This window comes from Aquamicrobium soli (assembly GCF_042646345.1).
Lineage (GTDB): Bacteria > Pseudomonadota > Alphaproteobacteria > Rhizobiales > Rhizobiaceae > Mesorhizobium > Mesorhizobium soli_A.
The window spans coordinates 389,986-400,885 of the sequence record NZ_JBHRTK010000012.1 but is presented as its reverse complement, the minus strand read 5'-3'; the positions used below and the strand labels follow the sequence as shown (position 1 = coordinate 400,885).

The 10,900-nt window shown below is 59.0% G+C and carries 14 protein-coding genes; all 14 read right to left on the bottom strand.

Annotation, left to right across the window (positions count from 1 at the left end):
* Positions 1 to 57: 57 nt before the first annotated feature.
* Positions 58 to 1,032, bottom strand: a complete 975-nt coding sequence (locus ACFOHJ_RS11630) for a hypothetical protein (protein WP_378220667.1) — start codon at positions 1,030 to 1,032, stop codon at positions 58 to 60.
* A 194-nt stretch (positions 1,033 to 1,226) separates the two neighbouring features.
* A complete protein-coding gene (locus tag ACFOHJ_RS11625) occupies positions 1,227 to 1,436 on the bottom strand; it encodes a helix-turn-helix domain-containing protein (protein WP_378220666.1) in 210 nt (69 codons plus the stop codon).
* A complete protein-coding gene (locus ACFOHJ_RS11620) occupies positions 1,433 to 1,666 on the bottom strand; it encodes a hypothetical protein (protein ID WP_378220665.1) in 234 nt (77 codons plus the stop codon). The genes ACFOHJ_RS11625 and ACFOHJ_RS11620 overlap by 4 nt, the downstream gene beginning before the upstream one ends.
* A gap of 31 nt (positions 1,667 to 1,697) precedes the next feature.
* The gene (locus ACFOHJ_RS11615; RefSeq protein WP_378220664.1) at positions 1,698 to 2,234 is read right to left on the bottom strand and encodes a VRR-NUC domain-containing protein; all 537 of its coding nucleotides are present in this window, start codon (positions 2,232 to 2,234) and stop codon (positions 1,698 to 1,700) included.
* A gap of 321 nt (positions 2,235 to 2,555) precedes the next feature.
* Entirely contained in the window at positions 2,556 to 4,766 is a 2,211-nt protein-coding gene (locus tag ACFOHJ_RS11610; RefSeq protein WP_378220663.1) for an AAA family ATPase, read from the bottom strand.
* On the bottom strand, positions 4,766 to 5,416 hold the full coding sequence (locus ACFOHJ_RS11605) for a GIY-YIG nuclease family protein (protein ID WP_378220662.1): 651 nt from the start codon (positions 5,414 to 5,416) through the stop codon (positions 4,766 to 4,768). Before ACFOHJ_RS11605 ends, ACFOHJ_RS11610 begins: the two co-directional genes overlap by 1 nt.
* A gap of 68 nt (positions 5,417 to 5,484) precedes the next feature.
* Complete coding sequence (locus tag ACFOHJ_RS11600; protein ID WP_378220661.1) at positions 5,485 to 5,820, bottom strand: hypothetical protein; 336 nt, start codon at positions 5,818 to 5,820, stop codon at positions 5,485 to 5,487.
* Positions 5,807 to 6,622, bottom strand: a complete 816-nt coding sequence (locus tag ACFOHJ_RS11595; RefSeq protein WP_378220660.1) for a methyltransferase — start codon at positions 6,620 to 6,622, stop codon at positions 5,807 to 5,809. Before ACFOHJ_RS11595 ends, ACFOHJ_RS11600 begins: the two co-directional genes overlap by 14 nt.
* Positions 6,622 to 7,245, bottom strand: coding sequence for an MT-A70 family methyltransferase (locus tag ACFOHJ_RS11590; protein ID WP_378220659.1), 624 nt, complete (start codon positions 7,243 to 7,245; stop codon positions 6,622 to 6,624). Before ACFOHJ_RS11590 ends, ACFOHJ_RS11595 begins: the two co-directional genes overlap by 1 nt.
* Positions 7,245 to 7,766: a siphovirus Gp157 family protein gene (locus ACFOHJ_RS11585; RefSeq protein WP_378220658.1), complete on the bottom strand. Its 522-nt coding sequence runs from the start codon at positions 7,764 to 7,766 to the stop codon at positions 7,245 to 7,247. Before ACFOHJ_RS11585 ends, ACFOHJ_RS11590 begins: the two co-directional genes overlap by 1 nt.
* Complete coding sequence (locus ACFOHJ_RS11580; RefSeq protein ID WP_378220657.1) at positions 7,766 to 8,572, bottom strand: DNA-methyltransferase; 807 nt, start codon at positions 8,570 to 8,572, stop codon at positions 7,766 to 7,768. The genes ACFOHJ_RS11585 and ACFOHJ_RS11580 overlap by 1 nt, the downstream gene beginning before the upstream one ends.
* A gap of 130 nt (positions 8,573 to 8,702) precedes the next feature.
* Complete coding sequence (locus tag ACFOHJ_RS11575) at positions 8,703 to 8,858, bottom strand: hypothetical protein (RefSeq protein ID WP_378220656.1); 156 nt, start codon at positions 8,856 to 8,858, stop codon at positions 8,703 to 8,705.
* Positions 8,859 to 8,917: 59 nt separating this feature from the next.
* On the bottom strand, positions 8,918 to 10,618 hold the full coding sequence (locus ACFOHJ_RS11570; protein WP_378220655.1) for a DEAD/DEAH box helicase: 1,701 nt from the start codon (positions 10,616 to 10,618) through the stop codon (positions 8,918 to 8,920).
* Positions 10,611 to 10,898: a zinc-finger-containing protein gene (locus ACFOHJ_RS11565; RefSeq protein ID WP_378220654.1), complete on the bottom strand. Its 288-nt coding sequence runs from the start codon at positions 10,896 to 10,898 to the stop codon at positions 10,611 to 10,613. Before ACFOHJ_RS11565 ends, ACFOHJ_RS11570 begins: the two co-directional genes overlap by 8 nt.
* Positions 10,899 to 10,900: the final 2 nt, after the last annotated feature.

Sequence of the window (10,900 nt, the reverse complement as noted above, 5' to 3'; positions counted from 1 at the left end):
TAGCGTCCGCAGACCTATCCCCTCACTACATACGTTCCGGGACGGCGCAATCGTACCTTATGCCGCAAACTTTTTGCGATTATTATCATTTACCGCAATCAGCACCTTGGCAGCGTCGACGATTGCCTCACCGGCGGCCCTGAACTTGTAGCCGCCGTTGTAGCCCATCCGCTCTCCGATCTCCTTGAGCGTGGCGCCCGACGCAACCGCATCCACGATGCGCAGCACCTCGCCTTTTTGCCGCGGCGGCAAATCGCCCATGTTGACCGCACCGCTCGACGACGTTCCGCTAAGGCCGACAACACCGCCCAGAAACTCCGCGCCCTTGGCTATGGCTGGCGGGCAGCGTGTAGCCCGTGCGCCGTTGCCAAACACGGGCAGCCTGTCAAACGGCACGCTGCCGTCGACACCAAACGAGCGCAGTAACGCGCGGTTAGCCTCAACGTCCCGCTGCGGATCGTACATCGGAGGTAGAGCCGGCTCAACGCTAAATGGTCGCTGGTACGGCTCAGCGTGCAGAGGCGAGCGTGCGGGCGTGCCTGCCAGGTACTTGGACGGATCGCGCGTTGCAGCCGGTTGCGTGTCGCGCGGCCTCGACATTTCGCGAGGCTCAAGCTTGCGACCCTTGCGCGTCTTGCCGTACTCGACGAGCTGGCCACGCTCGAACCGCAGCGCCCCAAGCCGGATATATGAGTTGCCGTCCTTATCGTGCCCGACCTTGGGCGCACACCACTCTCCGCAATCCGCGTCCGTCGCAGCGCGCACGAGCTCGCCGACCGTCGGACGTATCTCCAGGTAATCGTCGCCAGCCTCCGGATCCCAATTGCTAACCGACAATGCCTGCACAGCGTCCGCCATAGCTGGCGCCACGTCCGGATGATTGTCATACAGCCAGCGCAACGCTGGCAGCGTGCCGCGGTAGCGAGACTCCTTGCGCTTTGGTTGGCGATGGTTGTCGTTTGCCGCGGTGGGCGCCGGCTTAGCCGGCTGTGGCGCCGACAGAGCGTCGGCGAAGGTTTTGTAGGTTGCCATGTCGGCAATGGTCCCCGTTAATCGTAATGGCGCGCACCACATCTAGCGCCGATCTTCCTACTATGCGCTATATGTAGGGTTTTCGAGAGAAAAAGGGAAGTGTTGTTGCTTGCCCCGTACAAGCCCGCCAACGCGCGCAACGCCACGGATGATGGATTGTACCGGCCAACAGCTAAACGCGCGTTGGTGGGCGGCTATGCTGCCGAGAGCGGCCAATCGGCCGGCCTGTAGCCTTCGTCGTAGGCGCGCATCAGGCGGGCAAGATGTTCCGGTACGGGGCGCGGGTTTAACGCGCGCTCGAACTCAGAGACGCGCATGGAATGGCTGTACCCCAAGAACGCCGCAAGCCCCGCTTGGGTAAACCCAAGCCGGAGCCTGATTGCGCGGAATTCAGCGTTTGTCACTGGATCCACCGCGCCGCCTTCTCCACAAACCTGCTGCGCGCCTTCTCGGCCGCTTCGCGGCTTGTGTATGCCTTGCCGTCCAACATGCGGTAGTCGGCATCATGCAGCCAAAATGTGCCACATTCGCCGGCCTGTATAGTCATGTGTGGAAAGCGCCCGTTGGTAACTTCGTCCTTGGCGTAAGCGGCTGGCGTTTGCATTTCCGTATCTCCTTCGTTGTTGAGATACATATAGCGCATCCGCGCTAGTAACGCAATAGCGCTATGCCGCTTTCTGCGATTTATTTTTATCTAGCCACCCCCTTACCAACTCCACAGCCTGTGCCGCGGCGTCCTCCGGCGTGGTGGCGCGGATCACCGTCACGGGGTGGCCGATAGCGGCTAGTGCCGGGTGCCTTACGCTCTGGCTAGCCGTGAGCGGAGAGTGGCCAACCTTGTTCTCGATCAGCAGCAGCCTACCGCCTTCGCCGTAAATGCGCATGTCGGGCTCGCCGGCAGTCATGCCCGTCTTGAGCGCCTTCGTGCGCGCCTTGTGGCCGCGGCGCTCGGCGTTCATGTCACCAGCGAACAGGAACCGCGTGCCGTAGTCCGGCATCTTGCGCAGCGCCTGGCACATAGCCGCCTGCATGTCCTCCTCGAGCATGGGCGCCTGTTGGACCGTCACCTTGCCGTCGCGCGTGACGAGCCGAACGCGCTTGCCGCCGACGCGCACCGTCTGGGTGGTGGCGGTAGGCCGGTTGTCGTTGGCGTGGGTGGGTGTGGGGGTAGATTTGGTGCGGCCGGTGTTGATTTTTTTCATCTTCAAAACTCCTTCGCCAAGCACCGGGACAAACCCCCACTCCTTATAGGAGTGTGGGGGATTGTGTCCCGATTGGATGCTCGCGGGACAAAGTAAGAAAATACGTTTTGTCGCGGTTTTTGCTAAGTTATTGTTTTTGCTATATTTCAATCGCGACAAAGGCAGTTTTGTCGCGGTCTGTCGCGGTTGTCTCGGTCCCGATCTCCGGGCTAAAAACCGGGACAAACACCGGTACATTAGCAATCGCTGTTGTACCGGTCTTGTCGCGGTATCTTTTAGTAACCGAGACAGGGACAAACCGCGACATTGTCCCGGTTGTCGCTATGTCTCGGTCGTGGGAATTGCCCATACCCACGTCGCGTTAAAGTCGATGGCGCCCTCGTCCTGCAACTCTTTCTTGATGCGGTGCCACCGCTTGTTTTTTGCCGGCATAGACATTGTTTCGCCTGCATCTTCATAGATTGCATTCTTCCACGCCTCCAATTCCACCACCATTGCGCCTTCGGGGTATCCGGGCGATTCCGGGTCGACGCCATCGCGATTGAGCAGTTCGACAAGTATCTCAAGGCCGCGGGCGTTCTTGCCCTTCTGCGCCTCCGCCGACGTCTTCATTTTGGTTTCAACCGACTTCACCACCACCGGCGCTGTAGTCGGCTCGCCGTCCTCATCGACGCCAATCTCGACGGATTCCATCGTGAACGCCAGGATATCGCCCTCCTCGCCGTCATTCGTGCCATCGCAAACCAGCTTGTATTTGCCATGGTCCTTTTTCACCATGAATGATGCGTCGACTGCGCCGTCTAGGTCGATCGCGCCCTTTCCTCTCTCACCGGACCATGCCGTGTGGTGGATGGCCAGAACGTGCGCCTGCGTGCTTGCCAGCATCTCGTCACAGGACTGGACGAATTTCACCATGTCCTTGCTGGCGTTCTGATCTCCTGCACCGAACACGCGGGTTAGCGTGTCGATGATAATCAGAACGCAGGGCTGGCCTGTTTCGATCTCCGCTTCCTTGACCAGCGAAATTAGCGCCTTCGCGTCATCGAGATTGCGCGTGAAGTCCAGCCTGCCACCCACCACTAGCAAAGGCACATCATGCACCTTGTGATACTTGCGGAAGGCCATCATGCGGCGCTCTGTCAGCTTCTTGCGCTCGGCGGCGACATACACCACCAAGCCACGCTTGATCTTCCTGCCGTGCCACTCCATGCCAGCCGCTATGTGGCAGGCCATGTCCGTCACGATAACCGACTTCCCCGTGCCCGGCAGGCCGGAAAGCGTTGTGAACTCCCGCTCGCCAAGCACTCCTTTGACGATGGTTTCCTTTGCTGCGGTTTCTACGATGTCGTCAAACCACGTCTTTTCGAAGCGTTCACGCTTTTTTGGTTGTGTCGCCTGTGTGGCCGCATTGGTGGCTGGTACGCTGTCCGAAGTTTGTGTAGATTCTTCGGACACTTGCGCCGGTTCGTCAGCAATATTGGCGGGTTTGTTGGCCGCTTCCTTTTTGACGCGCGTGTTTTCGATGAACCGCGACATGGCTTCCGGCGCCACCCAGTTGTCATTGTCGCTGTATGACGGTTCCGGTATCTGACGCGGGCTATTCTGCGTCTTGTCCAGCCCGCGCTTGATGCGATTGCGCGTCGATCGCTCGCCGTCCTTAGCAAGCACGCCGCTTGACGTAGCTGCGGCCATGAGCATGTTTTCTGCATCGCCGCGAGACAGCGCGCCCGCAGCCACGAACTCACCTAATGCGCATGCGCTGGCGAACAGTTGCTGGCCGCGCTCACCTACAGGTGCGGACGCAGCCTTATTGCATTCGGCTTCGACGGCCCGCTCCACGTAAACCGTGTTTTCTCCGCGATGGTGACGATACGGTTCGGCGGGCGCTGGCTGGGGCGCCGGCTCCTTGGCCACGACAAGATCAAGCAGCCATTGCGGCGCGTCAGCAAAATCAGGCAACCCGAAGCCGTCGTGATCTAGCCATTCGTAACGGCGACCATCCGCCATGACGCTACCCGGCGCCACAATATAACCGCCACTTCCGCGAGTATCGACGCCCGGCGCTATGGCCGCGCGATTGCGCACGCCGTCGACGTGCTTGAAGAATATGTGCGTTCCACCGTTCGCGGTTGTCGCGCGGGCGGTGTCCAGCAGAGAGCCATGTAGAGCCTCCATTTCGGCCAGCCATGCATGGCCGTCGCGTACGTTGCCGTCTGGATCACCGTGCCGGTCCAAGTCGAGCACCCATCCACCAAGATTTTCGCCTGTCGGGATTCCGATAAGCGCAGTCGGGTGACGATCGCCAAACCATATGTCGATAATGCGCTGCGATTTGGTCGCGCCGTTCAAGCCGTTCGACGTGTACGGGCGCTTTTCAACGAAAGTGACGAACTCTCCAGTATCTGGGTCGATGTCCTCAACCGTTTGTTCTCGGCACGGGAAAACGGCAACGCCCGCGTGGATATAGGCGCGGGCAACGGCAAGCGGTGAATCCGGCGAATGCGCCGGTGCTTTCCAGTTCAGTTGTGCCATCAGGCTGCCTCTTGTGTGCGGGATGCTATGAACGCAATGGCTTGATACGGATGGATGGCGAACCATTCTCCGTTCTTGCGCCTAGATGCGAAATGTTCGTGCGCCGCAGCTTCAATAGCCATGGCGTTCTGACACTGGATGTCAGCGTGTATTTTGAGCGAGTGCGGGCTTGATGTAAGTAATTGTCGAAGCCGCGCATCTGGATCCTTGGCAATTCCAATCTTGCACAGTGGCAATTCAGAATCGGTGCACTCGATCACATAGACGTATCTGTCCTTTTCATCGTCGGATTTGACCGTGTATCGACTGGGCAGTTTAGAACGAATGTCTGTTATCGCGGCTATGTCATCTACCAATGCCGGATGGAATTTCTTTTCCAGTAGCGCCCACGTTTCGTCCGCTGACGGCACATCAATTGCGGCAAGAAGAGCGGCCAAAGCATATCGGCCTCGCAATTGCAGGCGCTCATTAAGGTGGTCGACATAGAACTCCATGTGACGCGCCTCTTCTCCGACGAGATAGTCACACCAGAACATCCGTCCGAATGCGTCCTTCTTGTAATTGCAGTCGAATATTAGCGCGTCACCAGCCGCCGCATATGCAAGCGCCAGGTTGAGCATGGGGTTTGGTTCTGCGTTAGGCTGCTGCAAGGCTGGCCTCCTGTTTATTGTCGTTTCCCGCCAAAGGCGACATGTGCTTATCGATGCGGCGGCGCTGGTCAAAACGGCGCCTCTTTCAGCGCCCGCCTAATCCCGTCCTGGTGCGCCCGGATCGCGCACCGCCACAGCGCCTGCCGTGTCTCTGTATCCATCGCGGCAATGTCCGTGCCGTGGACGGCGGCAAACTCGCCGGTGGCTGTGTCGACGTCGGCTATGGCAGCAAGCTCGTAGCCGTCCCACCGCCGTACGTCGCGCACGTATTCCAGCAGCGGATAGCATTCGACGCACAGCCACCTGTCGCCCTTGGGGCCGGTGGCGATGCCTCCTGCCCGCCTGCCACATACGTGGCAGACTTCGGGTTCGCGGGAGGTGTGGTGCAAACTAGGCTGCTGCATCGAACAGGCTCCGCTGGTTGTCATTCGCCGCCAACGCGCCCGGTTGTGCTTGCGCGGCAACGGGGCGCGACTCGGTAAAGTCAACACACACGATCTCACAAAGCGGCGAGACGCCCTTCCATGCGTCCTTATAGTAAGCGGTATCGACGCCGCAGCCTGCATTGAACTCGACGCCGATCAGTTCTTGAAATTTTACGGCCTTGCCTTCCGTGTCGCGTGAGTAGTTGCGCTGTCCGCTGTACTTAAACCCGGCCGACATTTGCGGGACGATAAAGCACCCGTAGTCCGCAAGGTGCGCGGCTATATCGATGACGTGGAATTCGAAATCCTTACCACTATAGCGCGGGCTGTTCTTGCTTCGCTTGATGTTGCCGAATGGTGGATTGCTGATTGCGCTGTCGAAATGGCCAAGCCCGAGACCCAGCACGTCCAACACGTCGGCTTGTATCCATTCGGCTTCCGGCAGCAGGCGCCTACCTACCGCGATGTAATCCGGGTTGCGCTCGACGCATGTTATGCGGGGCTTATAGGTGCCGTAGCGCGCGCGCTGCCAGATGGCATAGGACAGCATCCCAATGCCCGCGCAAAGATCGATGATGCGCCCGCCTCCAGCGTCGATGGCGAAGTCAAAAGCCATGTCGAACGGGGTGAAGAATGCTCCGGCCGCCCCATTGACGTGGTTGGCTCCCTCATTCCAGTTGCGATAGACGAACTCCTTGTCGTCTTCGGACAGTGTGTCTTTTGTCAGGATGGCCTCCGCTTGCGCGTGGACCTTGGCTTGTGCCTTTGTGAGTTTTGCCATTAGGCTGCGCTCCTGAAAAGAGGTAGGTTGTCGTTGGCCGCGCATGGCTGCGCTTGTGTGGCGGTGGCCCCAGACACCTCAAACTTCCCGACTTGATTGCCCCAAGCCGTCCAGCCGGGCCAAGCCTGCCTCGCGAACAGTTCCAAGTACGGCCCGTCAACCAGGCGCTCGATCCGCTCATATTGCTCGTCGGGCTTGCGGCTGTGTTCGCGACGTGGAGCATCTATGATTTCGCGGACGCCCTTATCTTTTCGCCTGGGTTTGCCTCTTGTGAACAAGAGGCACATTTCGGTTTGTTTGCGCGTCCAGTAACCCATGCCAATTCTAGCCAGGCCGCGGGCGGTAAGTTTGCGCCATGTGAACGCGCGCGTCTTGATGTCGAAGCCCCACGCGCGGCCAAGTTCGATGGCGTCTGCGATATGGCTATCAACAACCCACATGAACAGCGCACAGTCCTTTGCTGCAACGTCGGCAACTGGAATGTCGCAAAGTGCGCCGGTTTCTGAAGTCACGTAATGGTCATTGGCTGTTCGGTGTGGAGTTCCGCGCTTGCCTGACCACGTTTTGAAAGACCACGGCGGATCAGACAGTATGCAGCCAAACGGCCCTTGCGGTAGTTCCATCACGCCACCTTCACACTAACCGTAACGCCAGCCTCGCCCATCCGTGCGCCGGGCACGTTCTGGTTGGCGGCCAGCAGTTCTTTGATGCGCGTCTTGTCTGGGCTTGTAACGGTGCGCACGCAGTCAGGCGGAAGTGCCGACTCGTCAACGATCTCGACGCCAGCCGGTGTTGCGCGTACACTAACGGTCGCCTCCACCAGTGTTGCCTTGCGTTCGCCGATGGCCTGTAGAATGCGCAACATCAAGATCCGCATTGCTTCCTTTTGGCGCTCGGCTCTTTGGCGGCGGGCTTGCAAGTCGGTGATGCGCGCTGCGATTGCCTTGCTAAGGCTGTCGGCGTCGCGCTCCAGGTTAACTAGGCGGCTTAGGACGTCGTAGGCCGCGGTTGAGCCCTCCAACATATCGCGGCGGAGGTCGTCGTCGTCCGCAAGCTCTGGGTAGGCGGTTAGCAGGTTGTCGATGTCGCTCAAAACGTTTGCGACGTCGGCTTGGAGATACTGGTTATTGATATTGGCGGACATTATGCTGCCTCACTGAATAGGTTAGGTTGGTTGTCGTTGGCGGGTTGCGGAACGGCTATTGCTGGCGCAATAGCGGCTCCCGCAATTCGCTGTTCGGCGATGGCAAAGTAATCCGCGTCGCGCTCGATGCCGATGAAGTTGCGGCCAGTGTTGCGGCAAGCTACGCCGGTCGTCCCGCTGCCCATTGTGTTATCTAAAACCGTGTCGCCCTCATCGGTGTAGGTGCGAATAAGGTATTCCATAAGGGCGACGGGCTTTTGGGTGGGGTGGAATTTGGCTTTTTCATCGAGGCCGAACTCAAGAATATTGCGAGGGTATCCTGTGAATTCCTGCACGTAAGTCGCACCAGCTGTGCGTAGCTTGCCCCTGCCCGAACTTGCGGCAATATCATCCCGGACGTTCCCGCCACCCGCCGACTTGGAATTCCTGCATTGCTTGTCGATACGCACCAACCCTTGTGGGTTGTACGTACCGCGCATAAACACCAGCACATCCTCGGTTGCGCGCAAAGGCTGCTTCTTCGCGTTTTGGAAACCTGTTGGCCGTGGCTTAATCCACGTCCAGGAGTGCCAAAAGTCTCTTAAAGATGACGTGACAAGCAAACTTGTAAACGGCTGAGCTGAAGTCAAAACAACTGCGCCGCGACATACTCGGCGGTATTCTCGCCACAACGTGTCAAGTGGCAACACCGAGTCCCACTTGTTCTGCGTCGTACCGTACGGCAAGTCACAAAGCACCATATCGACGCTGCCTGCCTCAAGCGTTGGCATCAGTTCGAGGCAATCGCCCTGCATTAGCTTAATCATTGTCACCTTCCCGTGTCATACCCGGTGCATATGCCGCGCCAACGTTTCATTTGTGCATTTGCCTGTACGTTAACCGGCTTTATGCGTGTTATGCTGGACATACCGCCCGGTTGTGCTTGCGCGGCAATAACTAGGCGGCGCGCTGCTGCGGTTGGTCACGCTCGTTGCCGTTATCTGCGCGCACCAGCCCCATGCGTGCGTCCTCCAGTGCTTCGTAGTACGCCGCCACCTGCGCCAACCGGATCGCGTCCTTGACAACCACGATGTAGCCGGCGAGCTTAAGCATGCGCAGTATGTCGTCAGCCTGTATCGGCCCGTATTCGGTTGCTAGTGCGGTTCGGGGTGTCATGCTGCCATTACCTCCTGTTCATGCCCCTGCTCGTGTCCCTGTTCGTTGTCGTTGGCTGGTGCGGGGCGGTAATCCTCGACCTTCCACGGGCTACTCCTGAACTTCTTGTTCGGCTTGACCTCGATTGCTTCGGTTCGCAGTAACTCATTCTGACGCTCAAGGAATTCCAGGACGGATTTAGGAAAGGGAGTTTTGCCCCCATGTCGTCGCCAGTATTTGTCTGCGAACATTTTGGCGTACCGGCCCTTCTTTGGATCTTGGTGCTCTAGGTGCTGTGGGCAGACGTACCCCTTTATCGGTGTTAGGCCGCAGGTGTAGACAACCTCAACGCAGGGCGGCCCACCGCTCGCGCTTTCCTTGAACCTGAACGCCCGTTTTTTGACGGGGCGCCACGTCGCCTCAGCAGTTGACAGCATCGGCACGTCTTCCGCGTGCGCGTGAATCTTCGGCGTGTCGTCAACCGGAAACTCGTAGCCGCAGTCGGGGCATTGGCGGCACGATGCGTGTACTAGGGAGCCGCAGCCGCCCGACTCCTGCGGGCAGATTTTCACCGGCGCCTCGCCTGTGCCGCTACGTGCAGTGGGCGGCACGACTGCATCGATCGGCCCGTGCTTCCGCACAATGCCCGCGAAGTCCAGAAACAGGCAATTCTCCTTGCCAGGGTAAAGCCGCAGGCCGCGCCCCGCCATCTGGACATAGAGTCCGGCCGATTGAGTTGGGCGGCAGAACGCCACCAAGTCAATGATTGGCAGATTGGTCCCGGTGGTCAGAACCGAATTGTTTGTCAGTGCGCGCAGCCGGCCAGCCTTGAAGTCCTCCAATATCTTGTCGCGCTCGCCCTTCGGCGTCGTTCCGTCGATCGCTTCGCAGGAATAGCCGCGGCTGCGGATTTCGTCGCGCATGTGGTGGGCGTGCTCGACACCGCTGCAAAAGCACAGCCAGGCTTTTCGCTCTGGGCCGTGCCGTCCTGCACCGTACGCGACAATCTCATCCACCACGGCCCGCGTCAGGTCGTCCTTGTCGACGGCGGCCTGCAATGCGTTTTGCTTGTAGTCGCCACCAAGCTTGCCGACGCCAGATACGTCGTAGGTGGTGGCCATCCCCTTCGAGATCGGCCGCACCAGGTATCCACCATCGATCATGGCGGTGATGGGCTGTTCGAAGCAAATGTCATCGAACAGCGCGCCTTCACCTTCGTGAAGGCTGCCCTCGCCAAGCCGATATGGTGTCGCCGTCAAGCCAACCAGCTTGAGGTCTGGATTGATACCCCGTAAACCGGCCAGAAGCTGCCCGTACTGCGTTTCTGACTTGCGGGGCATAAGATGTGCCTCGTCGACCATAACAAGGTCTACGTGGCCGATTGCGGCGGTTTGGCGGGCTATCGTCTGGACGCCGCCAAAGATGATCTGCGAATGCGCGTCCCGCCTGCCCACGCCAGCGCTGAATATACCTGCCGGGGCGAACGGCCAGATGTTCAGCAGCTCGCGGAAGTTGGACAGGATCAATTCGCGGACATGGGTGCAAATCAGAATGCGCAAGGTCGGGTAATCGCGGATCAGCTCCTTGCAGATAGTGGCAAGTACGAGGGACTTGCCGGCACCGGTCGGCAAGACGATAAGCGGCGAGCCGGGCTTTTCGCGCCAGTACGCATAAAGCGCGTCAACCGCCTCTCGCTGGTATGGTCGCAGTTCAAGCATTCAACCTTGCCTTTATCCTCTCAACCGCACTCGGCACTTGAAGCGCCAACTCTTTTTTCATGCGCGCCATGTGGCAGGACTTTTCGCTTATCTGCAGTGCGCGCCTTAGCTCGCGGTACGCTTCGCTGCGGCTAATTCTCCCGCTCTGCCAAAGCGGATCAAAGGCATCGTGTGCAGCCTTGCGAGCCTCATGCGTTTCAGCATCCACTAGTTGCTTGTCGCCCCATGACCACAAGCCACAGCAATCGTTACGGTCACCCCACTTGGTGACGGTGCGCAAGG

Coding starts and splice junctions, on each gene's coding strand:
- ACFOHJ_RS11575 (WP_378220656.1), bottom strand. CDS start 8,858: ATGCTTAAGCTCGCCGGCTACATCGTGGTTGTCAAGGACGCGATCCGG.
- ACFOHJ_RS11600 (WP_378220661.1), bottom strand. CDS start 5,820: ATGCAGCAGCCTAGTTTGCACCACACCTCCCGCGAACCCGAAGTCTGC.
- ACFOHJ_RS11580 (WP_378220657.1), bottom strand. CDS start 8,572: ATGATTAAGCTAATGCAGGGCGATTGCCTCGAACTGATGCCAACGCTT.
- ACFOHJ_RS11620 (WP_378220665.1), bottom strand. CDS start 1,666: ATGTATCTCAACAACGAAGGAGATACGGAAATGCAAACGCCAGCCGCT.
- ACFOHJ_RS11610 (WP_378220663.1), bottom strand. CDS start 4,766: ATGGCACAACTGAACTGGAAAGCACCGGCGCATTCGCCGGATTCACCG.
- ACFOHJ_RS11595 (WP_378220660.1), bottom strand. CDS start 6,622: ATGGCAAAACTCACAAAGGCACAAGCCAAGGTCCACGCGCAAGCGGAG.
- ACFOHJ_RS11585 (WP_378220658.1), bottom strand. CDS start 7,766: ATGTCCGCCAATATCAATAACCAGTATCTCCAAGCCGACGTCGCAAAC.
- ACFOHJ_RS11615 (WP_378220664.1), bottom strand. CDS start 2,234: ATGAAAAAAATCAACACCGGCCGCACCAAATCTACCCCCACACCCACC.
- ACFOHJ_RS11590 (WP_378220659.1), bottom strand. CDS start 7,245: ATGGAACTACCGCAAGGGCCGTTTGGCTGCATACTGTCTGATCCGCCG.
- ACFOHJ_RS11570 (WP_378220655.1), bottom strand. CDS start 10,618: ATGCTTGAACTGCGACCATACCAGCGAGAGGCGGTTGACGCGCTTTAT.
- ACFOHJ_RS11630 (WP_378220667.1), bottom strand. CDS start 1,032: ATGGCAACCTACAAAACCTTCGCCGACGCTCTGTCGGCGCCACAGCCG.